We start from the raw sequence: 25,583 nt of genomic DNA, 5'->3' as shown, positions 1-25,583 counted from the left end.
GAGGCTAAAATGAAAGACCCAAGGAAAAATATTGCCAAAGGAGCCTTCCTCTTGACCCTAGCCGGTATCATTGCCAAGATTTTGAGTGCAGTCTACCGGGTGCCCTTCCAAAATATTGTGGGCGACGAGGGCTTCTATGTTTACCAGCAAGTCTATCCCATCTATGGGATAGGCATGACCTTTAGCCTGTCCGGTTTGCCTAATTTTATTGGCCGGCAGATTGCCTTCCAAGCCAAGCTGAGTCAGCGGCGTCTCTTTGTTCAACGTTACAGTCTGATGATGTTGGTTTTTGCTGGCTTATGTTTTGGCCTGACTTACTTTGGGGCTGGAGTCTTGGCCCAGGCCATGGGTGATCCCCTCTTGGCACCGGTCATCCGCTCGGTTAGCTTTATGTTCCTCTTTATGCCGGTGCTGATGATCTTACGGGGAAGTTTTCAAGCTTATCAAGTGATGCTACCCGTCGCCCTCTCCCAGATCATTGAACAAGTAGTCCGGGTAGGGGTGATTCTCCTAGCCGCCTTCCATTTTGTCAGCCTGAGTGCTGAAGGAAGAAATTATTACCAAATGGGAGCCCAGGCCATGCAGGGGGCTTGGCTTGCGGCCCTGGCTGCTAGTCTTGTCCTAGTTTGGGCCTTGGCTCAGAGCCGGAGCTTGCGCCGTTTTATTACCTGGCCGAAGCCCCAGCAGCAGGTAGAAAAGACCCCCTACCATCTGCGCTGGTCATATCTCATTAAGGAATTTCTCAGCGAAGGCCTGCTCTTGTGCTGCTTTGCCTCGCTCTTGGTCTTCTTCCAATTGGTGGATTCTTTCACCCTCTATGAGGCTCTGCTAGGGAGCGGTTGGTCGGATTTAAGCGCCAAGTTGGCTAAGGGGGTCTATGATCGAGGCCAGCCCCTCGTTCAACTGGGCATGGTCCTAGCCGTTGCTTTCTCCAGCTCCTATTTACCGGCCTTGACCCGGTCCTATATCCGTCGGCAAGAATCTGCCTTTATCCAGAATAGCCGGGTCTACCTCCGCCTGACCACTTTCGTTAGTCTGTTAGTGACGGCGGGTCTAATTAGCATCATGCCCCAGATCAACCACCTGCTCTTTAGCGACCGGGAAGGGGCTCTGGTTCTGGCCCAATATGTCCTGATGATTATCTTCGCCAGCCTGGTGACAGGTTTAGCCAACATCTACCAGGCCCAGGGGCGGAGCCTCTACGTTGCCTTTAGCTTTATCCTAGGTATTACGATCAAGATGGCGGTCAACTCCCTCCTGGTAAGCTGGGCGGGGAGTCAGGGGGCCGTCTGGGCGAGCTTGCTGGCCCTAGCTGCCATGCTGACCTCGCTCTATAGCCTCTTAAAGGCCAAGATTCGGTGCAAGCTAGGACTTGCTGATTTGGTGTTAAGGACCCTGCCTCTCTGCTTGCTCATGCTTAGCATCAATTATTTCGCCCTGACCAGCTTTGAAGCAATCTTCGGCGCTAGCCGCTTCTTGGATAGCCTAGCTGTCCTCCTGGGCGTGGGGATGGGCCTTCTTGTAACAGCGGTCTACATGCACCAAGTGGCCGTTCTCAGTGAAGAGGAGCTTTTAAGCTTGCCTCTAGGTCGGGCTCTGTTAAAATGGATAAAAGTAAGAAAAACACAGTAAAGGAGTGCTCTTATGCGTTTAGATAAGTTTCTCAAAGTCTCCCGGGTGATTAAACGGCGGACGGTTGCTAAGGACATTGCCGACAAGGGGCGGATCCAAGTGAATGGGAATCCAGCTAAGTCGGGGACCAAACTCAAGATTGGGGATGAAGTCAGCATTGAATTTGGTAATAAGACACTGAAAATCCGTGTCGACGACCTCAAAGAATCGACCCGTAAAGCAGATGCGACCTCCATGTATACGATTCTGGAAGAAGACTTCAAGTCGCGCGACCTACCTGAATTTTATTAAAAAATAATAAAAATGGCGCTATACTTTCTGACTTAAGATGGGTATACTGTATTAATAAGCTATCAGATAGAAGTTATGCTATAATAGATGCTGATAGATAAGAGCTGGGAATTTAGGCGGCTTTTAATCCTAGGTGATGAAGGTAGGTGTCAGTGTGCGGCCTAAGAAACGAAATAAAAAAGTAACCCCCCTCTATGCAAAAAGCTCCTCAAAGAAGCGTCCCCATCATTCTAAGCAGTCTGCCCGCCAGTGGTTAGTGCGGGGTCTCTTAGTAATTATGGGAGTGATTTGCTTGACGAGTCTCTTCCAGATCCGGCGCACCCAGCAAGCGACTGCTTCGGTTAAGGAAGAAATGAAGGCAGCGGAGGCTGCCTTGCTTAGTGAGGAGAATAATCTGGCTTACTTGAAGGACCAGGAGACCCTGCTTGAGAATGAAGACTATGTGGCTAAGCTAGCCCGCAGCCGCTTCTACTTAAGCAAGGACGATGAGATTATCTTTAGCCTGCCTGAAGATAATGATTCCAAACAAGCTAAAGCCTTCAATAAAGCCTATCTTAAGGAACAAGAGAATGCACAAAATCAAAAACAATAAGTAAGAGCTGAAGGGAGAAAGAAATTAGTTCATGGCAATTGAAATCGGAAGCAAACTGACTGGCAAGGTCACAGGCATTACAAATTTTGGTGCCTTTGTTGACCTTGGAGACGGTAAGAGCGGATTAGTACATATTTCTGAAATTTCAAATGAATATGTCAAAAATATTAATGACTTTTTAAGTGTAGGGGATGAGGTGAAAGTCCTCGTTACCAATATTGATCAATCAGGTAAGATTGCCTTGTCAATGCGGAAGGCGGAAGATTCTGCCCCAGCAAAAGCCCCTAAGGCAGCGCGTGACAACAAACCACGCCGGTCCAAACCCGCCCCTAATTTTAAGCGGCAACAAAGTTCGCGGAGTTCGGATTTCGATACCATGATGAGTAATTTCTTGAAAGACAGTGATGACCGCTTAGCATCGCTGAAGAAGAATACAGAAGGTAAGCGCGGTGGCCGTGGAGGTCGTCGTAGCTAGCAAGTGATGGAGAAGAGGCCTAGGAAGTAATTTCAAGCCTCTTTTTTCGTCGTTAATCGACATTTTACCAAATAGCGGCAGCATCCGTTCCACTTTTGAATTTGATCGTTGAAGAGCCGTGGCACCGGTTCGGGCCAAGGCCCCTCACCTAGCGAGCTTCAAAGGGCTAGTAACGGCTGACGCCGACTATCCCTAATTCACATCGCTTGCTTAGTCACGGCTAACGATCAAATTCAAAGCTCCACTGCTGCTCAAAAGAAGCTGATGTATCCGATATAAAACTATTTGTGACTAGCTATCAATATTAAAAATAGAGAACTGTTAAAGCAGGAGGTTGTGATGTTATTTAAAGAACTGGTTGAGCAAGTGGAAGCGTTTTTGCGACGGGAGGCGGCGGAAGTTTTTGAAGAGGGGGCGCCCTTATTGCTGGCGGTTTCTTATGGGGTGGACTCTATGGTTTTGCTGCGGGTGGCTGAGTATTTAGGGAAAACAAGGGGATTGAAATTTGCGGTGGCCCATATTAACCACCGCTTGCGTTCTGAGTCAGATGCTGAGCAGGAAGCGCTAGTGGCCTACTGCCAGAACCGGGATATTCCAATCTCTGTTCGCATCTGGGCCCATCCAGATTTTGGCCAAGCTTCTTATGAGGAGGCGGCCCGGCACTTTCGCTATGCCAATTTTGGTCAAATTTTGGAGCAGAAAGGCTGGTCCTACTTGCTGACTGCCCACCATCTAAATGACCAGGCGGAGACGGTACTCATGCGGCTCATCCAAGGCAGCCAGCTCCAAGCCCTAGCAGGCATGCGGCCAGTCAGCGCACTATATAGCTATTCTGAGGCCCAAGTCCTCCGTCCCTTCTTGGATGTTCCTAAGGCAGATCTCTATGCCATCGCCCAGGAAGAGGGACTTCCTTATGCGGAGGACGCCTCTAACCAAGAGCGAGCGGCTCTGAGAAACCGCTTGCGCTTAGACTATTTGCCCGCCTTAGAGGAGCTCAATCCTAATGTTCAGGACCAGCTAGCTACTTTTGCTAAGGACCTGGGAGCGGGTTGGCAATTGATGGAAGAGGCCCTAGAAGCGAAGACAAGGGGCCTCATGACAGGGTCAAAGGACCACTGGCAGTTAGCTATCGACCAGCTTGACCACTTGCCTAGGAACCAGCGCCTTTTGGCCTTGCAGTACGCTTTTCAAGGAAGTCGGGTGGAAGCCTTGGCTGCCTTCCCTCGCCAGGGCCTAGAGAAGCTGCTGGATTTTTTATTAGAAGGCAAGGCTCAGGGCCTGTGGAGCTTACCGGGTGGCTACCAATTAGCTAAGGTCTACCGCCAAGCTTACATCTACCCTGCTGGTCAAGAAAAGCTCAGTCCTAGTCTCAGCCTGACTTACTCGCTAAAGATCGGCCAGTCTTTAACTTTGGAAGATGGAAGTCAAATCAGTCTAAAAGTACAAAATTACGGCTACGGCTTCTTGCCTCGATCAGCTAGCCGTGACGCGCTCCAAGTGCGCCACCGTCAGGCTGGAGATTATCTGCTTTTGAGCCAAGGCCAGCATAAGAAAATTCGGCGCTGGTTTATTGATCAAAAACTTCCTCAAGCGGACCGCGACCGGGCCTGGCTGGTCGCTTTAGCCGACCAACATATCCTAGCCATCTTCTTAGATGGCGACTTTCTCTACCTGGAACGGCACGAGAACAGCCCCTTCCATTTGTTTCTTGAAAAATAAGCATTAAATTTTATATAATTAAGCGGCAATTGGTTTTAAATTATTAAAGTTATGATAGAATGAAGGAGTTCAGAATATTTGCTGATTCTGTAATTATTTTGTTAGAATAGAAAGCGTGTGGAGGATTATTAAAGCTATGACACATCCTAATGATGATATCCAAGAAGTGCTGCTGTCTCAGGAAGAAATTGCCGAGACAGTTGATCGCTTAGGGCAAGAACTAACTGAGGACTACCGGGGGAAGAATCCCCTTGTAATTGGTATCCTCAAGGGTTCTGTCGTATTTATGACGGACCTGGTACGCCGTATGGACTGTCCTTTAGAGATGGACTTTATGTCTGTTTCCAGCTACGGCTCAGGTACGGAATCCTCCGGTCAGGTTAAGATACTCAAAGACCTAGACCAAAGCGTTGAAGGGCGTCACATCTTAATTGTCGAAGATATTATCGATACAGGACGCACCCTCAAGAAGGTCTGTGAACTGATGGCCCACCGCAAGGCAGCCTCCGTTAAGGTCTGCGCCTTGCTGAACAAGCCTGAGCGCCGGGTGGTGGACATGACTTGCGACTATACTGGCCGTGATGTTCCAGATGAATTCGTAGTCGGCTATGGCCTCGACTATAACGAGAAGTACCGCGCCTTACCTTATATAGGTATCCTTAAGGCTGAGGTTTACAGTTAATCAGCATAACTATCAGATCAAAATTAAGCAGATAGGAGAAACTACATGCAGAGAAAAGGACCAAATAAGAGTTTTCTGACAAGTGGTCTTCTTTGGATTATTATCTTCTTCGCCCTAATTGGCTTGGTCAATTATATTGCAGGTGGTGGAGATGATGGATCAACCGAAGAAATCACGCAAACGGAATTTATGCAGGAATTATCGGATGAAAATCTGCAAAATATCGCCATTCAACCGCAAGCTGGAGCCTATCAGATAACTGGGGACTATCGGGCCTCGCGGGACAAGCAAGAGAGCCAGAGTGAAAACAACCTGCCTATCTTTAACAATGCTAAAACAGGCCAGGCTAAGAAGTTCTTCACGCGTGTCCTCCCCAACAATGACACCCTAGCTAAGATTAGCCAGACAGCTGAAGAGACCGATACCTCGCTCAAGGCTCTCAAGGAAGATAGCTCCGGGGTCTGGGTTAACCTCCTCTTCAGTGCCTTGCCATTAGTTATCTTTATTGGTTTTATGTACTTTATGACCCAGCGTGCCCAAGGCGGTGGCCGGGGGAACCCCATGTCTATGGGCAAGTCCAACGCCAAGGACCAATCCCAACAGTCTAAGGTACGCTTTGCCGATGTAGCTGGAGCCGATGAGGAAAAGCAAGAACTTGTTGAAGTGGTTGAATTCCTCAAAGACCCACGCAAGTACCACCAATTAGGGGCACGGATTCCTAAAGGGGTCCTCCTCGAAGGCCCTCCAGGGACCGGGAAGACCTTGCTAGCTAAGGCCGTAGCTGGGGAAGCCCAGGTGCCTTTCTACTCGATTTCAGGGTCTGAATTCGTTGAGATGTTCGTTGGGGTCGGTGCTAGCCGGGTCCGCGACCTCTTCGATACCGCCAAGAAGAATTCACCGGCTATTATCTTCATCGATGAAATCGATGCGGTCGGACGTAAGCGTGGATCTGGTATGGGTGGCGGCCACGATGAACGGGAGCAAACCCTCAACCAATTGCTGGTTGAATTAGACGGCTTTACCGAGCAGGATAATGTGATCGTTATTGCGGCAACCAACCGTTCCGATGTACTCGACCCAGCCTTGCTCCGTCCAGGTCGTTTTGACCGTCAAATCTTAGTTGGTCGCCCTGACGTTAAGGGCCGGGAAGCCATCCTCAAGGTCCATGCCCGCAATAAGAAGTTAGGGCCTGATGTGGATCTTAAGGTTTTAGCCCGTCAGACCCCAGGCTTTACGGGGGCAGAACTTGAGAATGTCTTGAATGAAGCAGCACTCTTAGCAGCCCGCTTGGACAAGGCAGCTATCGACATGGTGGATGTGGATGAAGCCCAAGACCGGGTGATTGCTGGGCCAGCTAAGCCAGACCGGCAAGTGAGTGAGAAAGAAAGACGGGTCACAGCCTTCCACGAAGCGGGCCATACCGTCTGTGGTCTGGTCCTCAATGAAGCTCGGATTGTCCATAAGGTGACCATCGTTCCCCGGGGCAAGGCTGGCGGTTATGCTATTATGCTGCCACGCGAAGACCAGAACATGTACAATGCTAAGGACTTGCGCGAACAGATTGTTGGCTTACTCGGGGGTCGGGCAGCTGAAGAAGTCTTCTTCAATACCCAAACCTCTGGGGCTTCCAACGACTTTGAACAAGCTACCTCACTAGGACGCAGCATGATCACCGAATATGGGATGAGCAAAACTTTGGGCCCTATCTCTTATGAAGGGAACCACAGCATGCGGGGCGCACAAAGTTATGGTGAGAAGACCTACTCTGCTCAAACGGCAGCCAAGATTGACCAAGAACTCCTCCAATTGATGGAAGACTGCTTGGCTGAAGCTAAACAAATTCTCAGCGACCACCGTGAACAAGTGACGATTATCGCTGAAAAACTCTTGGAACTTGAAACCTTGGATGCCCGCACCATCAAGAGTCTCTTTGAAACAGGTGAAATGCCGGCTGAAACTGTAACAGAAGTCGAAGAAGAAGCCCGTCCTAAGACTTATGATGAAGTCAAAGAGAAGATGCAGCGCGAAGGTCAAAAGAAACAGGAAGAATCTAAAGAACAGTTAGAAGAACGCCAAGGTCTAGACGCTTCTGAATCTGATTCAGAAGACCAAGAACCTGGTCGGCGAAATGAACATATTCAAGAAGAAATTGCTCAACGCCGGCAGGACGAAAAGGATGAGGACTAAGGCTCATCACTGGCTTGAAGATTAAGCAGGGAGCGCTTCGGCGCCCTGCTTTTCTGCTTTTTAATTTACTTATATCATTAAATCGTATTGGGGAGCATGCCTTCCGCTTTTGAAGCAAATTATTTGGCAAGGCCAAGAAAACAACGTAATCTGTAAGAAAAGATGAAAAAAGGACGTGAAGAAGTGACAGATCAATTAGTTAAAGCCACAGCCTTCGACGGGCAGATCCGTGTACGTGCAGTAGATGCTAGCCAGGTGGTTGCTAGCGCCCAAGAAAAACACGATTCTTGGAGCGCTTCTAGTGCAGCTCTGGGACGAACCCTTGCAGGAACCCTTCTCCTAGCTGCGGATATTAAAGACGATGCCAAGATGACGGTGCAAATCGCCGGAAATGGACCAGCGGGTAAGATTGTTGTGTCTGCAGATGGCCAAGGCCATGTTAAGGGCTATATTGACCAGCCCCATGTCAGCCTCGATTCCAATGCCCAAGGCAAGATTGATGTCCGCGGGGCAGTTGGAAGGGAAGGAACTTTTTCTGTCATCAAAGATCTCGGTTTAAAAGAACCTTTCCAGGGTCAAGTGCCCCTGGTTTCGGGCGAGATTGCCGAAGACTTCACCTATTATTTAACAGTTTCTGAACAGGTGCCTTCTGCTGTTGGACTGGGCGTTCTTGTGAACCCAGATGAGTCGATTGCTTGTGCGGGCGGCTGGATGATTCAAGTTTTGCCAGGCTGCTCCGAAGAAGTTATCGATCAACTTGAGGCAAGTATCGCTGACATGCCCCAAGTGACGGACTTGCTCAGCCAGGGCTTGACGCCAGAAGAGATGATTTATCGCTTGCTGGGTCAAGACCAGGTCAAGATCTTGAGTCAGGAAGAAGTCAGCTTTAAGTGTGACTGTTCCAAGGAACGTTTTGCCCAAGGCCTAGCTGCAATCGGCAGTCAAGAATTAGAAACGATTATTGAAGAAGATGGTGGCGCTGAAACGGTCTGCCACTTCTGTAACAAAACCTATGAATTTACGGCGGATGAACTGAGAGCCATTGCGGCCCAGGCACGAGCCTAGAAGAGGAGGAGAGCATGTCAGCTGTAGAGCGAGATTTGAGTCAATTAATTATGGGGACGCCCTTGGTTAAATTGCAGCGGTCGACCCCCTACCGTGCAGCGGATGTCTATGTCAAACTTGAAAACCGCAATTTGACAGGCAGCGGGCGCGACCGGGCAGCCTTGAACATGCTGGAGGTCAAAGAAGCGGAAGGAGCCTTCGATGAGAAACGTGCCTTCGTTGCTATCGATGATGGTTACTTTGGTCTCAGCCTGGCTAGCCTGGCTGCCATCCGTGGCTTCGATGCGGTAATCTTTCGCAGTCAGGCTTGGCGGCCGGAAGTGACAGAAAAGATTCAGGCCCTAGGTGCCCAGGTTGAGAGTCTGGATGGTCAGCTAAGTTTCAGCGAGCAAGTGGAAGCTGCTAGGACCTATGCTCTGGCCCATGACCTGCCTTTCCTAGATCCCTTCTCTGACCTAGCAAATCCAAGCATCCATGCAGTAACGACAGGTCCTGAGATTATTGAAGCCCTGGGCCGGGTACCGGATGCCTTTGTGGCGGGGGTCGGAACGGGTGGTACCCTGACTGGAGTTGCCCAGGCCTTGTGTGAGCAGAAGGAAGATGTTGGTATTTATGCTGTGGAACCCGCTCAAGCCGCTGTCCTATCGGGGGAAAGCGCCGGCCAACATCACTTATCGGGGATTGGCTACGGCTTTATCCCTGCTAGCCTGGACCGGACCTGCTTCGACCAGACTATCGTCGTGGACGAGGTCAAAGCTTTGCACTGCCAGCGTTCCTTAGCCATTAACGAAGGCTTGATCGTAGACTCTGGAAGTGGAGCAGCCGTCGCTGGAGCCCTCGCCCTAGCTGAACGCTTAGGCCAGGACCGTCAAGTAGTGGTAAGTGTGACTGCTGTTTATGAGGCTGTGTAGGCATAAATATGAGTAGAAGCTGGGGGATGCCCGGCTTCTTTGCACGAAGAAACGAATCGAGAAAAAGGTGACTGAATGATAAAAATAGGAAATATTGACATCTCCAATCCGATCGCTGTTGCCCCCATGGCTGGTATTTCGAATGCGGCTTTCCGGGTGATGGTGAAGGAGATGGGCGCGGGACTGGTGGTTTGTGAGATGATCTCCGACCAAGGCATCCACTACCGCAATAAAAAGACCCTGTCCATGCTCCATATTGAAGAGAGCGAATGGCCTCTCTCTGTTCAGATCTTCGGTGGGTCTGAAGAGTCTCTAGCTGAGGCCGCTCGCTTTGTCCAAGACAATACCCAGGCAGCGATCATTGACATTAATATGGGCTGCCCCGTCAATAAGGTTGTGAAGACTGATGCGGGCGCCCGCTGCCTCTTGGATCCTGAAGAAGTCCACTGCCGGATTAAGGCAGTCGTCGATGCAGTCGACCTGCCTGTTTCGGTGAAGATGCGGACAGGCTGGGACGCCGACCACATTCTGGCCAAGGAGAATGCTCGAGCTGCCGAGGAAGCAGGCGTCTCTATGATTGCCATGCACGGCCGGACCCGCGAGCAGATGTACCGTGGCCATGCCGACTGGGACATTATTGCTGAAGTTGCCCAGGAATTGACCGTACCTTTCTACGGCAATGGCGATATCCGGACCCCTGAAGAAGCCAAGGCGGCCCTAGATAATTATGGCGTCGACGGCGTCATGGTCGGCCGGGCCTGTCTGGGGGATCCTTTCATCATCCAACGCATGGTCCACTACTTAGAGACTGGTGAACTCCTGCCAGAGAAGAAGGGATCTGAACGAATCGATGAGGCCCTAGACCACTTGCGACGCCTAGTTAATCTCAAGGGAGAAGTCATCGGTGTCAAAGAATTCCGTGGCCTGGTGAGCTACTATCTCAAAGGAATTTCCCGGGCCTCTAAGGTGAAACTAGCCTGCACCCAAGCGGACACTTATGACGAAGTGCTGGGCCTACTCAGCCAGTTCCAAGAACAAGTCTTAGAACGCGAAGCAAAAGAAGGGCGCTAGGCCCAAATAGACCTTGCAATTTCGGCTAGAAATTGGCAAGATAGTAGGAGATAATAGAAATAGCGATAAAAGTATGGGAGTGAGAAGTTTGACGAAGGAAAATGTCAACCAAACAGCAGAATCGAGCACTGACCAATTGCAGGTTCGCCGTGCCAAAGTTGATGAATTAAGAGAGCATGGGATTAACCCCTTCGCTTCAGGTTATCAACGCGAAAACACAGCAGGTGAATTGCACGAGGGCTACGAAGCCTTCGACAAGGAAGAGCTTGCTGAGAAGGACTTAGATGTTGCCATTGCGGGGCGTTTGATGACCAAACGCGGCAAGGGGAAAGTTGGTTTTGGTCATGTCCAAGACATGAGCGGCCAAATCCAAATCTATGTCCGTAAAGACGAAATCGGAGAAGAAGCCTATAATACGATTTGGAAGAAGTCAGACCTGGGGGATATTCTAGGCATCCGCGGAAAATTAATGCGGACCAATACCGGTGAATTATCCGTTCAAGCCAAGGAATTGATCCACCTAACCAAGGCCCTCCGTCCCCTACCGGACAAGTACCATGGCTTACAAGACAAGGAACAGATCTACCGCCAACGCCACCTGGATTTAATTACCAATCCAGAAAGCATGGATCGCTTTGTCAAACGGTCTAAGATTGTCCGTGAAGTTCGTCGCTTCTTGGATGACCAAGGCTATTTGGAAGTGGAAACACCAACCCTCCATAACTTGGCTGGGGGAGCGAGCGCACGTCCCTTTATCACCCACCACAATGCCTTAGATATTGACCTCTACCTCCGCATCGCCCTGGAACTCCACCTCAAACGTTTAGTAGTTGGGGGCTTTGAGAAGGTTTACGAGGTGGGCCGGGTCTTCCGTAATGAGGGGATTGACCATACCCACAACCCAGAATTTACCCTACTTGAAGTCTACACAGCCTTTAGTGATATGGCGGGCGTGATGGACTTGGTGGAAGGCCTCTACCAACATGTGGCCCAGGAAGTACTGGGAACCACCCAGGTCACTTATGGCGACTATGAATTAGAGTTCGGTGGCAAATGGGCCCGCATCCATATGGTAGACGCCATTAAAGAGGCCTGCGGTGTGGACTTCTGGCAAGAAATGTCTGACCAAGAAGCTCGCGACCTGGCTAAAGAACATGGGGTTCCCGTGGAAGATAATCATACGGTAGGTCATGTGATCAATGAATTCTTCGAACACTTTGTTGAAGATACCTTGATTCAGCCAACCTTTGTCTATGGCCATCCTAAGGCCATCTCCCCATTGGCTCGGACCAATGAAGAAGATCCTCGCTTCACCGACCGCTTCGAAGCCTTCATTGCAGGAGCTGAAGCTGGGAATGCCTTTACCGAGTTAACCGATCCAATCGACCAGCGCGAACGCTTCGCGGCCCAAGCGGCTGAGAAGGAAGCGGGCAACGATGAAGCCCATCCTTATGATGAAGACTTTATCGAAGCTCTGGAAAGCGGGATGCCACCAACAGGGGGATTGGGTATCGGGATCGACCGGATGGTAATGATCATGACCAATGCCTCATCCATCCGCGACGTCTTGCTCTTCCCAACCATGCGGAATAAGTAATTGATAGTAAAGAAAAAGACCAGCACGCCTTTTGCGCGGCTGGTCTTTTTTGATTGAGGGAGATGGTGCGGGGGATTATTCGTTGTTTCGAATAAAAATCTCTGCTGAGCCCACTTGGTTAGAAAAGTTGTGAGCTACATGTTGTACACCCGGAAGTTTATAGCTAAGCTTTCTTCCGATAGAAGAAGATATTGGCAATAAACAGGCTGATGATCCAAATGACTAAGCCAATGAAACTACTATCAGCTATTTGGACTTGTTTTTGTTCGGACAAGAGCTGGGTTAAGGCCGCCATGAAGGAATATTCATTGATAGATTGTAAAGTTTCATTCATTTGGGAGAACATGGGAACGAGAGTAATCAGGACCATGGCCAAGATACTATTGATCTGCCCTTGAGACTGAGTGGATGAAAGCCAGGCAATCAGGAAATAGAATAGGATACAGGCTAGGGCAGTGAGGGCGCTGATGACGAAGTAGTTAAGCGACATCTCTCTCAAATTGCAACCGTCAATTAAGACGGGATATAAGATAATCGCTAAAAGACTAATTACACTAGGATAAAAGATAGTAGCTAATATATATTCACTACTCTTAACACCAATTAAGCGTAAGGAACGCAAACTGTTTTTCTCTTTTTCTTCCCCGATTGTGCTAGTAATCAGAGTTCCGATCGAGAGGCCAAAAGTAAAGGTCAAGCTAATAAAGAGGATTTCACTGCCATTTTCTCCATTATTATTTAACATCCCGTTATAAAGCAGAGAAAAGCCGAGGGGCATTAGAAGAAGGACAAGTGTATTTGGTGTTTTAACAATTAATTTTGATCTAAGTTTAATGAGAGACGAAATGGTATTAATCATATAAAGATTCTCCTGTCACTTGAATAAAGATGTCTTCGAGAGTCGGTTCACATGAATGGATAGCGACGACGTTCTGCTTGGTCAGATTCGGATCACAGTCATCGAAGGATAATTGTTGACTGCTTTTATCGGCATAAGTTAAACGAACTTGGCGGTCTGTCGTGTGCGCCATAATAATATCTTTCGGGGCACCCTCTTCAACAATCTCTCCCTTGTTCAATAAGACTAGGTTGTCGCATAACTTTTCAGCTTCGTCCATATCATGGGTGGTAAAGAAGATACTCGTTCCTTGGTCTTTTAAGCGGGCAAGTAAGCGGTGGACTTTCCTTGAAGTGCTAGGGTCTAAGCCGCTAGTGGGTTCATCAAGGAAGAGCAAGTCTGGCTTATTCAGAAGGGCGCGGATGAGCAACATTCTTTTTTTCATCCCTGTCGATAATTTCTCAGCTGGCTTATCGCGGTCTTCATAGAGGTCTAGTTCCTTCAATAGCGAATCAACATAGCTGTAGTCAGCCTTTAAGATATCCGCATAAGTTCTCAGGTTATCCAATAGGGAAAGCTTTTCATAGTAACCACTGGTGTCACTCATAATGCCAATATTCTTGAAATCATTAGAACTTAAGTGTTCAACAGGCTTGCCTAGGATGTAGATATCTCCCTGGTCTGGCGCCAGTTGCTTGGTGAGGATATTGATAGTTGTTGTCTTGCCTGAACCGGAAGGCCCTAGGAAACCTAAGATTTCGCCTTCCTGGATAGAAAAACTAATCTGGTCAAGAGCCACTGTATCCTTAAAGCGCTTGGATAGGTTTTTAACACTTATAATGTTGTCTTTTTTTGATGTCATAACTGTCCCTTCTAGAGGCTAAATGCCGATAGGTTTTTAAAATTTTATTAAGTAAATCCATAGTAACATAAGTCGTTTTCATTTGTCTAGTTTAAGCATTATATACTTTAAAGCTATGGAAATGTGCGAAAATCATTTTCCGTAAGTAGCGTAAACTTCTTTAAAATTGTCAAGAAAAGATTACAATTTGTTAACAAATACTTTAATAGCCCTAATCTTCTTTCGAATTCGATATAATAAGTGTACGCAAGAATATTAATAAGAATTAGGAGAGTTAAAGTATGAAGAAAAGATCCTATTTATTTTTAGCGTCACACCTGGCCCTAGCCAGCTTTATTGTGACCGCTCAAAATGTTCAGGCGGAAGAAGTGCCGGCTGAAGAGGGAAGCAATGCCTTAGAAGTTAAGGCGCCTGTAGAAGAAAACACCCAAGTCAATGAAGAAACACCTGCAGTAGAAGCAGCTGCCCAAGACCAAGACCAGGTCAAGGCGACCTACCAAGCGGGGAAGACGGATCAAGGCCCTAAAGTTGTTTATGAGGAACCCGGCCAAGCTTCTGAAACTACTAAGACTGAAGAAAGCCAGCCTAAAAATGAAGCAAACAAGGGCGATGCCTACACGGTTGAACCCCACAAAGTATCTTATGATGGCACTATTGTCCGTACCCAACATACCTTAGATACCAAGCCATGGGGCGTGCAAGGCTTTGAAACAATTCTGAATAATTTGAAATCCTATGATGGTCAAGCCGCCAAGGTAGATGCTGAAGCAGCGACCAAGCGGGCAGACTGGATCCGCGTGTCCTTTGCTGATGGCCAAGAAGGCTGGACCGATCGTCGGGCCCTCCGCAAGGGTGAGCGTTACACCAGCCCTGTTAAGGAAGTGAATGAAAGCATGACCCTGGCCAGTGGGAACCATACCCTGGACAGCCTACCTTGGGGGACTGCTGGTTTCAAGACTTTGAAGACCAACTTGAATGACCGCCAAGGCGAAGTGGTAAGGGTCAGCAAACTCGTTTCAACTGAACGGGCGAACTGGGCCTATGTGACCTTCCAGGATAGCTTAGCTGGTTGGGTGGACCGCAATGCCCTATCTAAGAAATTACCTGGGGACAAGTATCTGACGGAACCTGAATCGCTTAAGGCTTATGGCCGGATCACAGGTAAGAGCCACACCATCGACTCCAAGCCATGGGGGATTTACGGCTATCAGACTCTAGTGACCCGTCAACAATACCCGAACTACCGCAACAAAGCGGTCAAGATTGACCAAGCTGTCTCAACGACACGCGGGGACTGGCTCCATATTGAAGCAGTCGATGGGTCGGTTTCCGGTTGGATTGATCGCAAGGGGATTACTTTCTCTGGCGATGCCTACACTAGCCCAATTAAAGAAGTCAACTATACTGCCCATATTAAGAATGGCAACCACACCTTAGACTCCAAACCATGGGGTGCTCCTGGTTATGAAACCTTACGCAGCCGTGGTCAGATGAAGGCTTACCAAGGTCAGGATGTGAAGGTCACCAAGGAAGTGTCAACCACACGGGCTGACTGGGTCTATGTGAACTTCGCAGATGGTTTAGCCGGTTGGTTCGACAAGGCTGGTATTCAGTCAGGGGCTAACCCAGCGCCTAAGCAAAAGGGCGACCGCTATACCACAGCTGAAAGACAGGTCAACTATACGGCAACCATCGTCCAAGGGAACCATACCCTCGATTCGAAACCATGGGGGATTGATGGCTTCGAGACTTTAAGAAGCCGTCAACAAATGAAAGGCCACCAAGGCGAGTACGTTAAGGTCACTAAGGAAGTTTCCACCAACCGTGCCAACTGGGCCTACATTACTTTAGCGGATGGGACCAGCGGCTGGTTCGACCGGGCAGGCCTCGTTATCGGTAAGGAAGATGCCTACACCAGTCCGATGAAGGATGTTAACTACACCGCCTATATTAAGAACGGCAACCATACCGTGGACTCTAAGCCATGGGGGATCCCAGGCTACCAAACCATCAAGAGCCGTCAAGAGACTAAGGCTTACCAAGGTCAATCTGTTCAAGTAGACAAGGAAGTTTCTACCAACCGTGCCGACTGGGCCCATGTTCGCTTCAATGATGGGACCAAGGGCTGGATTGATGCAGCAGCCTTGACCCGTCAAGCCCCTCAAACCAAGCAAAAGCCAAGCACTTCCAAGGGTGTTAAAGTGCGTGATGTGGCCTATGCGGTCCAACACGGGGATACCTTGAATTCCATTGCTCGTGACTTCGGTATTAGTGTGGAAGCCCTTCAAAACTATAATAAGCATGTTTCGCCAAGTAATCTCTACTCAGGCCAACGCATCTGGATCCCCGAAGCCGTGGCTCAGCCAATGGACCTCGCCCGCTCACGTGATGGGCGCAAGGTCATCTACCTAGATGCTGGACACGGTGGGGCAGAGACAGGGGCCGCAGCTTATGGTTACTTAGAGAAGAACCTGAACCTCAACTTCACCAACCAATTAGCAACTGACCTCCGCCAACGCGGCTATGAATTGATCCTCAGCCGGACGGGCGACCAGTATGTGTCACTCACTGGCCGGTCAGCCGATGCCAACCAATCCAATGCGGACCTCTTCCTATCTATCCACCACAATGCGTCAGCTAACGGGGCCCAAAGCGGGATCGAAACCTTCTATTATGAATACACAACAGGTTACCCATCCACCATTAATGGTAACTACCACAATGATGCCCAACGCCTGACCAACAGCCGCTATATTGCTGGCTTGGTTCAAAACAACTTGATCAATGCCACAGGGGCTATTAACCGTGGGGTAAAACGGAACACCTTCGCTGTCGTTCGTGAAACTATGGTGCCAGCCGTCTTAATTGAACTCGGCTTCATTGATAACTATAACGAACTCCAAAAAGTCGCTACGCCTTCCTACCAACAAAAGATGGTCAAAGCCATCGGTAGCGCCGTAGACACCTACTTCAAGACCCTTTATTAAAGAAGAGTGCGCCAAAAGTCGCTTAGGCCTGCTTACACTGGAGTAAAGGCTAGGAGAGCCTTGCTAGAGGCTCGGATATCGTTTATGAAGTGGAAGCCTGGACTGACTTTTGAAGCAGGTTTCCAGTAGAGTGCGACAGAAGTCTTTAAGGCTTATTTGATTTATCTAAAGAGACCGGGACATAGCTTCCGGTCTCTTTTTATCTATATGAAACTTCAAAAGAAAATCTTGCGAAAAAGTTTGACAATGAAATGGCAACGTGGTATTCTATCAAAGGTGCTTTTTGTATACAGATTCCTGTTATTAGTGATACAGTCGTGCTGACTGCCATACATTAATGCACAGAAGTAGGAAAGTTAATCGATCATGGATCGGTTATTTCTTTTTTACAGTAAAATGACACACCAGGGTGTGTGGACTTAAAAAGAATCTCCCAATTATTGGGAAAGGAGGAGCAGTAGTAAATGCCTACTATTAATCAGCTAGTACGTAAACCACGTAAATCAAGCACAGAAAAATCAAAATCTCCTGCTTTAGGACGTGGTTATAACTCAATGAAGAAGAAACCAACACATAACAACTCTCCACAAAAACGTGGGGTATGTACCCGTGTTGGGACAATGACACCTAAGAAACCTAACTCCGCTTTACGTAAGTATGCGCGTGTTCGTCTTTCTAACCTTATCGAAGTAACTGCCTACATCCCAGGTATCGGCCACAACCTACAAGAACACAGCGTTGTGCTTATTCGTGGGGGCCGGGTAAAAGACTTACCAGGGGTTCGTTACCACATCGTTCGTGGCGCACTCGACACTGCCGGTGTTGACGGTCGTCGCCAAAGCCGTTCTAAATACGGTACGAAGAAACCTAAGGAATAAGAAAAGGCGAAAGGAGGAGTTTAAATGGCACGTAAAGGACATATCGCAAAACGTGATGTATTACCAGATCCAATTTACAATTCAAAAGTAGTAACTCGCTTGATCAACCGTTTGATGATCGATGGTAAACGGGGTAAAGCAGCTTCTATCTTATACAAAGCATTCGACAGCATTAAAGAACAAACTGGTCGTGAAGCAATGGAAGTCTTCGAAGAAGCACTTGAAAACATCAAACCATTGCTTGAAGTTAAAGCTCGCCGTATCGGTGGGGCTAACTACCAAGTTCCAGTTGAAGTGCGCCCAGACCGTGGACAAACTTTAGCTCTACGTTGGTTAGTTGGTGCAGCTCGCGACCGTGGTGAAGGTACCATGGAAGTTCGTTTAGCGCGTGAAATCATGGACGCTGCTAACAACACAGGGGCTGCTGTTCGTAAACGCGAAACTGCCCACAACATGGCAGAAGCCAACAAGGCCTTCGCACACTTCCGCTGGTAAGAGAGGAGCGAGTGGGGCCTGCCTCCACTTGGCTGCTTTATTTATTGGCTATATCATCAGCATTCACTCAATGCTCCGTAACTTTTATACGGAAATGCAAAAAGTGGTAGATTTTCAAGTCTGACGCTATCACTTTAGTATAATTAACGTTATAATATAAGTAGCAGAGCCAGCCTCTGTTGACTAAATTGAAAAGGAGTTAGAATAAATGGCTAAAAGAGAATTCCCTCTTGAGAAAACAAGAAATATCGGAATCATGGCCCATATCGATGCTGGTAAGACCACAACGACTGAACGTATCTTGTACTATACTGGTAAGATCCATAAAATCGGTGAAACTCACGAAGGGGCTTCACAAATGGACTGGATGGAACAAGAACAAGAACGTGGGATTACCATCACCTCAGCGGCTACAACCGCTCAATGGAAGGGTTACCGTGTAAACATCATCGATACGCCAGGGCACGTGGACTTCACAGTTGAAGTTGAACGTTCTCTACGTGTATTGGACGGTGCGGTAACAGTACTTGACGCGCAATCAGGGGTAGAACCTCAAACTGAAACTGTATGGCGTCAAGCAGATACTTACCATGTTCCACGTATCGTTTTCGCTAACAAGATGGATAAGCTAGGCGCAGACTTCTTATATGCTGTAAGCACAATTAGAGACCGCCTAGGTGCAAATGCACACCCTATCCAATTACCAATTGGTGCTGAAGATAACTTCACTGGCATCATTGACTTGGTAACCATGAAGGCTGAAATCTACAAAGATGACCTTGGTACTGAAATTGAAGAAACTGAAATTCCAGAAGAATACCAAGAACAAGCCGAAGAATGGCGTACAGACCTCGTTGAAGCTATCGCTGATACAGATGAAGATTTAATGATGGCTTACCTCGAAGGCGAAGAAATCTCTGAAGACCAATTAAAGGCTGCTATCCGTAAAGCAACCTTAGCTTTAGACTTCTTCCCAGTAATGTGTGGGTCTGCCTTCAAGAACAAGGGTGTTCAAATGATGTTGGATGCGGTAATTGACTACTTACCAGCACCAACTGATGTACCACCAATCGAAGCAGAAATGGCTAATGATCCAGAACATACCTTCGAAGTTCGTGCAAATGATGACGCACCATTCTCAGCCTTAGCTTTCAAGGTCATGACTGACCCTTATGTTGGTCGTCTAACTTTCTTCCGCGTGTACTCAGGTACGCTTGAAGCTGGTTCTTACGTTCTAAACGCGACATCAGACACACGTGAACGTGTTGGTCGTATCCTCTTCATGCACGCTAACTCACGTTCTGAAGTTGATGAAGTCTTCTCTGGTGATATCGCAGCAGCTGTTGGTTTGAAGAATACGACGACGGGGGATACTTTGTGTGATACTAAGACACCAATTATTCTCGAACGTATGGAATTCCCAGAACCTGTTATCGAAGTTGCGATTGAACCAAATACCAAGGCTGACCAAGATAAGATGCAATTAGCGCTTGCTAAGTTAGCTGAAGAAGACCCTACCTTCCGTGCGACAACTGACCAAGAAACTGGTCAGACCATTATCGCCGGGATGGGTGAATTGCACTTGGACATCATCGTTGACCGTTTGAAACGTGAATTCAACGTTGAAGCTTCTGTAGGTGCACCACAAGTTTCTTACCGTGAAACCTTCACTAAAGAAACTAAGGCTCAAGGTAAGTTCGTACGTCAGTCTGGTGGTAAAGGTCAATACGGTGATGTATGGATCGAATTCACACCTAATGAAGAAGGCGCTGGCTTCGAATTCGAAGACGCTATCGTCGGTGGGGTTGTTCCTCGTGAATACATCCCTTCAGTTGAAGCTGGTTTGAAAGACGCTATGGAAAATGGTGTTCTTGCAGGCTTCCCATTAGTTGACGTGAAGGCGAAACTTTACGATGGTTCTTACCACGATGTCGACTCTAGTGAGTCTGCCTTCAAGGTTGCTGCTTCTCTTGCATTACGTAATGCAGCTAAAGACGCTGGGGCCGTTATCCTTGAACCAATGATGAAGGTTGACGTGGTTGTTCCTGATGAATACCTAGGGGATGTTATGGGACACGTTTCTGCTCGTCGTGGCCGTATTGAAGGTCAAGAACCACGCGGAAACGCTATCCAAATTCACTCCATGGTACCACTTTCAGAAATGTTCGGTTATGCAACAACCCTACGTTCTGCAACTCAAGGTCGCGGTACCTTCACTATGGCTTTTGACCACTATGAACCAGTTCCTAAATCCGTTGGTGACGAAATTGTCGCTAAATACGGTAAGGGCGGCGAATAGTCTTAAAGCCTAAGACTTAACCCTTGACAAAGTAAGAGTTGACGGGGCAAATTGAGCAAGTTTTCTTGACTTTAGCCCCTGTCCCTCTTATAATATAATCATTCAATCTATAGTAGATTATTATGGATAATATTGCTTAAATTCTGAGGAGGAAATTTAAAAAATGGCAAAAGAACATTTTGATCGTTCAAAACCACACGTTAATATCGGTACTATTGGTCACGTTGACCACGGTAAAACTACTTTATCAGCAGCTATCGCTACTGTATTAGCTAAAAAAGGCTTTGGTGAAGCTAAAGACTACGCTGCAATCGATAACGCTCCAGAAGAGCAAGAACGTGGTATTACAATCAATACTTCACACATCGAATACGAAACAGCTAACCGTCACTATGCTCACGTTGACTGCCCAGGGCACGCGGACTACGTTAAGAACATGATCACTGGTGCTGCTCAAATGGACGGCGCGATTTTAGTAGTTGCTGCAACTGACGGCCCAATGGCTCAAACTCGTGAACACATCTTGTTAGCTCGTCAAGTAGGGGTTCCTTACATCGTTGTATTCTTAAACAAATGCGACATGGTTGACGACGAAGAATTACTAGAATTAGTAGAACTTGAAGTTCGTGACCTCTTATCAGAATACGACTTCCCAGGTGACGATACACCAATCATCGCTGGTTCTGCTCTTAAAGCCCTTGAAGGCGACGAAAAATACGAAGACAAGATCATGGAATTAATGGATGCTGTTGATGAATACATCCCAACTCCAGAACGTGACACTGATAAACCATTCATGATGCCAGTTGAAGACGTGTTCTCAATCACTGGTCGTGGTACAGTTGCTACTGGCCGTGTTGAACGTGGTAAAGTTGAAGTTGGTAACGAAGTTGAAATCGTTGGTATCAACCCAGATATCACTAAGACAACTGTTACTGGTCTTGAAATGTTCCGTAAGACTCTTGACTACGCAGAAGCTGGTGACAACGTTGGTGCCTTACTACGTGGGGTAACTCGTGAAAACATCGAACGTGGTCAAGTATTAGCTGCACCAGGAACTATCACACCACATACTAAGTTCGAAGCAGAAGTATACGTGTTGACTAAAGAAGAAGGTGGCCGTCATACGCCATTCCTATCTAACTACCGTCCACAATTCTACTTCCGTACAACAGACATCACTGGTGTTATCACTCTTCCAGAAGATACACCAATGGTTATGCCTGGTGACAACGTTACAATGTCAGTTGAATTGATCAACCCAGTTGCGATCGAAGAAGGTACAAACTTCTCTATTCGTGAAGGTGGCCACACTGTTGGTGCCGGCGTTGTATCAAAAATTGATGCTTAATTAAAGTATTCATTTCCTGACACTTAAGTTAAATATGATCAGACGAAAAAGGGGGCTTCGGCCCTCTTTTTATTTATTCTTTGAGATCTTTACCACACTTTGTTCGTGAGCATCCGTTTTGCTTTTGAATTTAATCGTTAAATATTTAGAGGATCAACACTGGCTAAAGCCGTCTTGTACTTTATCCGTAAGTCGCTAAAGCTCCAACGGCTAAAGCATGGCATCGGTTCGAGCCTTGGTCTCTCGCCTAGCGAGCTTCAAAGGGCTAGTAAGGCTAAAGCCAACTATCCCTAATTCACATCGCTTGCTTGTTCATGGCTAACGATTAAATTCAAAGCTCCACTCCTGCTCATAAATAAAAAGCAAATTTTAATCTCAATGAATTAAAAATTAAATCCAAATATATAAGCGCTGTAAGCATTTTTAAAATTCGCTAATATTCTTTAAATTCTATAGATAATTTAAAGAAAATAAAGGCTTATCTTGACGATAACCCCTTTAAATATTTGTCCTCGCTAGTAAATCATGCTATATTTTATGGAGAGAAAAGGGGGCCTATTGATGACAAAGGATATTGAAGCTGTAATTGATCGCTATAAGGAAGAGAAGACGGGGGCTAATACCCTAGCCTTACTCCAAGCTGTTCAAAAAAGTCAGTTCCAGGTTCTGCTTGCCAAAGACCAAGATGGCGCACGAGCTGGAGAACAAGAACGTTTGATTACGGTGAAGAGCCCAGATGCTTTAACCTACTTGGCGGTTTTTACACCGCGCGGTTTGGAAGCGGTCTTGGCTGATTTGGGTCCTTTAAACACTAAAGACCTCGCTTACGCTGACCTAGCCGCCATGTTTATGGATGAGAAAGATAATCCCCAACTGGCAGGCTTTATGATCAATAATAATACAGACCATATCAAATTTACCCGCGAGCTGATTCAAAAGATTGCCCGGACTTAGCTTCCTTCCAGCGGTCCTTTTCAGGCCAATTGGATTGGTGTAAAATAAAGGCTAAGGGGCTAGCCCTGGCAATGAAGGGTTGGCTTGATTTTAAACAAGATGAGGGATTATGATGAAACTAATCTTAATACGACATGGGCAGAGTGAAGCCAACCTAGCGAATCTCTTTACTGGTTGGTATGATTCGCCCTTAACCGACCAAGGCAAGGCAGATGCCTACCAAGCCGGCTGCCTCCTAAAAGCAGCGAATATACACGTGGATGTGGCTTACAGTTCCTTACTCAGCCGGGCTATCCAGACCAGCTACTTTGTCCTATCTGCTATGGACCAGCTCTATGTGCCCTACCAGAAGAACTGGCGGCTGAATGGTCGACATTATGGGGCTTTGGAAGGCCACAATAAAAGCGCGATGAAAGAAAAATACGGGGAAGACCAGGTCCATGCCTGGCGTCGGACTTACGATGTGCGCCCACCAGTCGATCCGGCGGGCATCCAAGACCCACGCTACGCCCACTTGGACCAAGGATCGCTCCGGGCAGGGGAATCGCTCAAGGATACCTTAGAGCGCCTTGCTCCCTACTGGCAGGATGAGCTGGCTCCAGCCCTTAAATCAGGGAAAAATGTCCTGATTGTCGGTCACGGCAACGGCTTGCGGGCCCTGGTTAAATATATCGAAAATATTTCGGACGATGCCATTGAAGGTGTTGAAATACCCAACGCCCAACCTATCGTCTATGATCTAAACTCCGATTTAGAAATTCGATCACGCCAGATCTTGAAATCAGAATAAACTAATAAATCCAATAAAAGCAGCCTTTAGGGGCTGTTTTTATTGTTGCTTTAGCTGGCACCAGCTTATAAATAGTAAGGAAAATGATTAGCCTTGATCGTTAATTCATCATTTTCAATAGGCGATCAGTTTTGAGCTAAAGACAGTATTATCCAAGAGCAAGTCACTATGATAAAGTAAGTATAATCCAAAGAGAAAGAGTGTGATTTGCATGTCAGAATTTACCATCCATACCATTGAAAGTGCTCCAGAAAAATCGAAAAAAGTTTTAGAAACGGTCTATAAGGAAAACAAAGGCTATATTCCTAACTTGATTGGACTCTTAGCGAATGCTCCAGCTAGTTTGGAAGCCTACCGTAAAGTAGGGGCCATTAATCACAAGACCAGCCTATCTCCCCTGGAACGCGAAGTGGTACAGATTACAGCCGCCCGCCGCAACGGTTGCGATTTTTGTGTGGCAGGTCACACTGCCCTTGCAGTTAAGCAGCTAGATATTGATCCGAAGCTCCTAAAAGAATTAAAAGACCAAAGTCCCATTGTGAGTGACCAGAAGTTAGACGCCTTGGCTAACTTTACGCGGGCCCTTATCCAAGATCGGGGCAAGGTGAGCGACCAAGACTTGGCCAATTTTTTTGCAGCTGGCTATGACCAACAAGCTGCCTTAGAAGTCGTATTAGGGGTCAGTTTGGCTACACTCTGCAATTATGCGAATAATCTGGCGAAGACACCGATTAATCCAGAACTTCAGGAATACGCTTAAGGAGGGCTTGTCATGTCATTTTTCTCAGATGAATTCATTAGCTATTTAGACGCGCACGCTGATCTTATTGACCAGGAATCTGGACGCTACGGCGATGACCTCTTGGAACGCATTGCGGCTGAAGGGGCCTTCCGGGTTGGGGTTCCTGAAGCATTCGGCGGGACTGGGGGCAAGCTCCAAGACGTGGTTGAAGTGCTAGCTGAATTAGCTCAACATTCCTTAACCGCAGCCTTTATCTCCTGGGGCCACCGCACCTTCATTGACAATATCCTCCATAGTGACAATGCCTTCTTCCGCGATCGCTATTTAGACCGTCTGTTGACAGGAGAATATGCAGGGGCTACGGCCTTATCCAATGCGGTTAAACATCTATCAGAATTAGAAGACCTGAACGTGACCATTCGTAAGGAAGGGGAGGCTTACAAGCTATACGGCCGTCTGCCCTGGGTCACCAATGCCCGTGCCCGCGACTTTATTACGATTTTCGTGGCTGGCTTTGAAGAGGAAGAACGGTCGCCGATTGTCCTGGCCATTCCATCCAATGCAGCTAACTTCCACCGGTCGCGGGACTTAGAATTTGTTTCCCTCCAAGGCTCCAATACGGCAGCCTTGACCTTCGACGGCGTGGTTTTGGATAAGAACTGGGTCCTTGCGGATGATGCTGGTGACTTTCTTAAAGAGAACCGTCCGGCCTTCCTTGGCTTCCAATTTGGACTAGCATTTGGCTTAGCTGAGAAGTCCCTGTCTGAAGTGGAAGACAATCTCGACCGGCGCTGGGTGCTTGAAGAGGAATACCATGACGCCTTGTCTGAGCTCAACCGCATTAAAGATGAGCTTTACCAAGGCCTAGAGAATCCCCATTACTTTGTTGAGCGGCCGCGTGAACTCTTCCAATTGCGGATTGATATTGTGGATGTGGTCGCCCAAAGCCTCTTGCTCGAACTTCAAGCGGGCGGTGGAGCAACTTATTTCAAAGCAGCCGAGTCAGGTTTTATCCGCCGTTGGAATGAGGGGGCCTTCCTACCCATTGTTTCTCCAAGTGCGGTGCAATTGCGCCATATCCTCCAAGTCAATTAATTAGTCAAATAGAACCTTCGATAGACGGGAGTTTCCACTCTCGTCTTTTTTGCTTGGCTTCTCAGTAGGT

The 25,583-nt window shown here is 47.6% G+C and carries 22 protein-coding genes; 20 read left to right on the top strand and 2 right to left on the bottom strand.

Going from position 1 to position 25,583, the window contains the following annotated elements:
• Positions 1 to 9 precede the first annotated feature (9 nt).
• The 11 genes from AWM72_RS03320 to lysS all read left to right on the top strand — a co-directional run bounded on the left by AWM72_RS03320 (position 10) and on the right by lysS (position 12,222).
• Positions 10 to 1,632 (top strand): putative polysaccharide biosynthesis protein, encoded by a 1,623-nt coding sequence (locus AWM72_RS03320; RefSeq protein WP_067973124.1) that lies wholly within the window; start codon positions 10 to 12, stop codon positions 1,630 to 1,632.
• A gap of 12 nt (positions 1,633 to 1,644) precedes the next feature.
• Positions 1,645 to 1,923, top strand: a complete 279-nt coding sequence (locus AWM72_RS03315; protein ID WP_067973121.1) for an RNA-binding S4 domain-containing protein — start codon at positions 1,645 to 1,647, stop codon at positions 1,921 to 1,923.
• Between the two features lie 136 nt (positions 1,924 to 2,059).
• Positions 2,060 to 2,515, top strand: a complete 456-nt coding sequence (locus tag AWM72_RS03310; RefSeq protein ID WP_067973118.1) for an FtsB family cell division protein — start codon at positions 2,060 to 2,062, stop codon at positions 2,513 to 2,515.
• A 31-nt stretch (positions 2,516 to 2,546) separates the two neighbouring features.
• Positions 2,547 to 2,990 (top strand): S1 domain-containing RNA-binding protein, encoded by a 444-nt coding sequence (locus AWM72_RS03305; RefSeq protein WP_067973116.1) that lies wholly within the window; start codon positions 2,547 to 2,549, stop codon positions 2,988 to 2,990.
• 339 nt (positions 2,991 to 3,329) lie between these two features.
• A complete protein-coding gene (gene tilS, locus AWM72_RS03300) occupies positions 3,330 to 4,709 on the top strand; it encodes a tRNA lysidine(34) synthetase TilS (protein WP_067973113.1) in 1,380 nt (459 codons plus the stop codon).
• Positions 4,710 to 4,845: 136 nt separating this feature from the next.
• Positions 4,846 to 5,391, top strand: coding sequence for a hypoxanthine phosphoribosyltransferase (gene hpt, locus AWM72_RS03295; protein ID WP_067973109.1), 546 nt, complete (start codon positions 4,846 to 4,848; stop codon positions 5,389 to 5,391).
• A gap of 45 nt (positions 5,392 to 5,436) precedes the next feature.
• The gene (ftsH, locus tag AWM72_RS03290; protein WP_067973107.1) at positions 5,437 to 7,578 is read left to right on the top strand and encodes an ATP-dependent zinc metalloprotease FtsH; all 2,142 of its coding nucleotides are present in this window, start codon (positions 5,437 to 5,439) and stop codon (positions 7,576 to 7,578) included.
• Between the two features lie 183 nt (positions 7,579 to 7,761).
• Positions 7,762 to 8,643: an Hsp33 family molecular chaperone HslO gene (gene hslO, locus AWM72_RS03285; protein WP_067976541.1), complete on the top strand. Its 882-nt coding sequence runs from the start codon at positions 7,762 to 7,764 to the stop codon at positions 8,641 to 8,643.
• Positions 8,644 to 8,657: 14 nt separating this feature from the next.
• Entirely contained in the window at positions 8,658 to 9,554 is an 897-nt protein-coding gene (locus AWM72_RS03280) for a pyridoxal-phosphate dependent enzyme (RefSeq protein ID WP_067973104.1), read from the top strand.
• Between the two features lie 75 nt (positions 9,555 to 9,629).
• Positions 9,630 to 10,625 carry a tRNA dihydrouridine synthase DusB gene (gene dusB / locus AWM72_RS03275; protein ID WP_067973102.1) on the top strand — a complete coding sequence of 332 codons (996 nt, stop codon included), beginning with the start codon at positions 9,630 to 9,632 and terminating at the stop codon, positions 10,623 to 10,625.
• Positions 10,626 to 10,713: 88 nt separating this feature from the next.
• Positions 10,714 to 12,222 carry a lysine--tRNA ligase gene (gene lysS, locus AWM72_RS03270; RefSeq protein ID WP_067973099.1) on the top strand — a complete coding sequence of 503 codons (1,509 nt, stop codon included), beginning with the start codon at positions 10,714 to 10,716 and terminating at the stop codon, positions 12,220 to 12,222.
• A gap of 163 nt (positions 12,223 to 12,385) precedes the next feature.
• On the opposite strand, the gene AWM72_RS03265 is transcribed toward lysS, so the two are convergent.
• Together AWM72_RS03265 and AWM72_RS03260 are read right to left on the bottom strand one after the other, a co-directional pair.
• A complete protein-coding gene (locus AWM72_RS03265; protein WP_067973094.1) occupies positions 12,386 to 13,081 on the bottom strand; it encodes an ABC transporter permease in 696 nt (231 codons plus the stop codon).
• The gene (locus tag AWM72_RS03260) at positions 13,074 to 13,922 is read right to left on the bottom strand and encodes an ABC transporter ATP-binding protein (RefSeq protein WP_067973091.1); all 849 of its coding nucleotides are present in this window, start codon (positions 13,920 to 13,922) and stop codon (positions 13,074 to 13,076) included. The genes AWM72_RS03265 and AWM72_RS03260 overlap by 8 nt, the downstream gene beginning before the upstream one ends.
• 281 nt (positions 13,923 to 14,203) lie before the next feature.
• Here AWM72_RS03260 and AWM72_RS03255 point away from each other — a divergent pair, with 281 nt between their 5' ends.
• The 9 genes from AWM72_RS03255 to AWM72_RS03215 all read left to right on the top strand — a co-directional run bounded on the left by AWM72_RS03255 (position 14,204) and on the right by AWM72_RS03215 (position 25,513).
• Entirely contained in the window at positions 14,204 to 16,909 is a 2,706-nt protein-coding gene (locus AWM72_RS03255) for a GW dipeptide domain-containing protein (RefSeq protein ID WP_067973089.1), read from the top strand.
• Between the two features lie 464 nt (positions 16,910 to 17,373).
• Positions 17,374 to 17,787: a 30S ribosomal protein S12 gene (gene rpsL, locus AWM72_RS03250; RefSeq protein WP_067973086.1), complete on the top strand. Its 414-nt coding sequence runs from the start codon at positions 17,374 to 17,376 to the stop codon at positions 17,785 to 17,787.
• A 24-nt stretch (positions 17,788 to 17,811) separates the two neighbouring features.
• Positions 17,812 to 18,282 carry a 30S ribosomal protein S7 gene (rpsG, locus tag AWM72_RS03245; protein WP_067973083.1) on the top strand — a complete coding sequence of 157 codons (471 nt, stop codon included), beginning with the start codon at positions 17,812 to 17,814 and terminating at the stop codon, positions 18,280 to 18,282.
• Positions 18,283 to 18,490: 208 nt separating this feature from the next.
• Entirely contained in the window at positions 18,491 to 20,581 is a 2,091-nt protein-coding gene (gene fusA, locus AWM72_RS03240) for an elongation factor G (RefSeq protein WP_067973080.1), read from the top strand.
• A 163-nt stretch (positions 20,582 to 20,744) separates the two neighbouring features.
• Positions 20,745 to 21,932 carry an elongation factor Tu gene (gene tuf, locus AWM72_RS03235; protein WP_067973078.1) on the top strand — a complete coding sequence of 396 codons (1,188 nt, stop codon included), beginning with the start codon at positions 20,745 to 20,747 and terminating at the stop codon, positions 21,930 to 21,932.
• 561 nt (positions 21,933 to 22,493) lie between these two features.
• Positions 22,494 to 22,886 carry an SseB family protein gene (locus tag AWM72_RS03230; RefSeq protein ID WP_067973075.1) on the top strand — a complete coding sequence of 131 codons (393 nt, stop codon included), beginning with the start codon at positions 22,494 to 22,496 and terminating at the stop codon, positions 22,884 to 22,886.
• Between the two features lie 109 nt (positions 22,887 to 22,995).
• Complete coding sequence (locus tag AWM72_RS03225; protein WP_067973071.1) at positions 22,996 to 23,676, top strand: 2,3-bisphosphoglycerate-dependent phosphoglycerate mutase; 681 nt, start codon at positions 22,996 to 22,998, stop codon at positions 23,674 to 23,676.
• A gap of 211 nt (positions 23,677 to 23,887) precedes the next feature.
• On the top strand, positions 23,888 to 24,436 hold the full coding sequence (locus AWM72_RS03220) for a carboxymuconolactone decarboxylase family protein (RefSeq protein ID WP_067973067.1): 549 nt from the start codon (positions 23,888 to 23,890) through the stop codon (positions 24,434 to 24,436).
• A 12-nt stretch (positions 24,437 to 24,448) separates the two neighbouring features.
• Positions 24,449 to 25,513, top strand: a complete 1,065-nt coding sequence (locus tag AWM72_RS03215) for an acyl-CoA dehydrogenase family protein (protein ID WP_067973064.1) — start codon at positions 24,449 to 24,451, stop codon at positions 25,511 to 25,513.
• Positions 25,514 to 25,583: the final 70 nt, after the last annotated feature.

The sequence above is a fragment of the Aerococcus sanguinicola genome (assembly GCF_001543145.1).
Lineage (GTDB): Bacteria > Bacillota > Bacilli > Lactobacillales > Aerococcaceae > Aerococcus > Aerococcus sanguinicola.
The sequence above is the reverse complement of the archived record's forward strand: the minus strand, read 5'-3'. Positions and strand labels throughout refer to the sequence as shown.

Bases quoted from the DNA above. Each gene is read 5' to 3' on its own strand.
- AWM72_RS03260 (WP_067973091.1), bottom strand. From the start codon at position 13,922: ATGACATCAAAAAAAGACAACATTATAAGTGTTAAAAACCTATCCAAG.
- tilS (WP_067973113.1), top strand. From the start codon at position 3,330: ATGTTATTTAAAGAACTGGTTGAGCAAGTGGAAGCGTTTTTGCGACGG.
- AWM72_RS03305 (WP_067973116.1), top strand. From the start codon at position 2,547: ATGGCAATTGAAATCGGAAGCAAACTGACTGGCAAGGTCACAGGCATT.
- dusB (WP_067973102.1), top strand. From the start codon at position 9,630: ATGATAAAAATAGGAAATATTGACATCTCCAATCCGATCGCTGTTGCC.
- AWM72_RS03215 (WP_067973064.1), top strand. From the start codon at position 24,449: ATGTCATTTTTCTCAGATGAATTCATTAGCTATTTAGACGCGCACGCT.
- AWM72_RS03310 (WP_067973118.1), top strand. From the start codon at position 2,060: ATGAAGGTAGGTGTCAGTGTGCGGCCTAAGAAACGAAATAAAAAAGTA.
- AWM72_RS03255 (WP_067973089.1), top strand. From the start codon at position 14,204: ATGAAGAAAAGATCCTATTTATTTTTAGCGTCACACCTGGCCCTAGCC.
- AWM72_RS03315 (WP_067973121.1), top strand. From the start codon at position 1,645: ATGCGTTTAGATAAGTTTCTCAAAGTCTCCCGGGTGATTAAACGGCGG.
- AWM72_RS03320 (WP_067973124.1), top strand. From the start codon at position 10: ATGAAAGACCCAAGGAAAAATATTGCCAAAGGAGCCTTCCTCTTGACC.
- fusA (WP_067973080.1), top strand. From the start codon at position 18,491: ATGGCTAAAAGAGAATTCCCTCTTGAGAAAACAAGAAATATCGGAATC.
- AWM72_RS03225 (WP_067973071.1), top strand. From the start codon at position 22,996: ATGATGAAACTAATCTTAATACGACATGGGCAGAGTGAAGCCAACCTA.
- AWM72_RS03280 (WP_067973104.1), top strand. From the start codon at position 8,658: ATGTCAGCTGTAGAGCGAGATTTGAGTCAATTAATTATGGGGACGCCC.
- tuf (WP_067973078.1), top strand. From the start codon at position 20,745: ATGGCAAAAGAACATTTTGATCGTTCAAAACCACACGTTAATATCGGT.
- AWM72_RS03220 (WP_067973067.1), top strand. From the start codon at position 23,888: ATGTCAGAATTTACCATCCATACCATTGAAAGTGCTCCAGAAAAATCG.
- hpt (WP_067973109.1), top strand. From the start codon at position 4,846: ATGACACATCCTAATGATGATATCCAAGAAGTGCTGCTGTCTCAGGAA.
- rpsL (WP_067973086.1), top strand. From the start codon at position 17,374: ATGCCTACTATTAATCAGCTAGTACGTAAACCACGTAAATCAAGCACA.
- AWM72_RS03265 (WP_067973094.1), bottom strand. From the start codon at position 13,081: ATGATTAATACCATTTCGTCTCTCATTAAACTTAGATCAAAATTAATT.
- rpsG (WP_067973083.1), top strand. From the start codon at position 17,812: ATGGCACGTAAAGGACATATCGCAAAACGTGATGTATTACCAGATCCA.
- AWM72_RS03230 (WP_067973075.1), top strand. From the start codon at position 22,494: ATGACAAAGGATATTGAAGCTGTAATTGATCGCTATAAGGAAGAGAAG.
- ftsH (WP_067973107.1), top strand. From the start codon at position 5,437: ATGCAGAGAAAAGGACCAAATAAGAGTTTTCTGACAAGTGGTCTTCTT.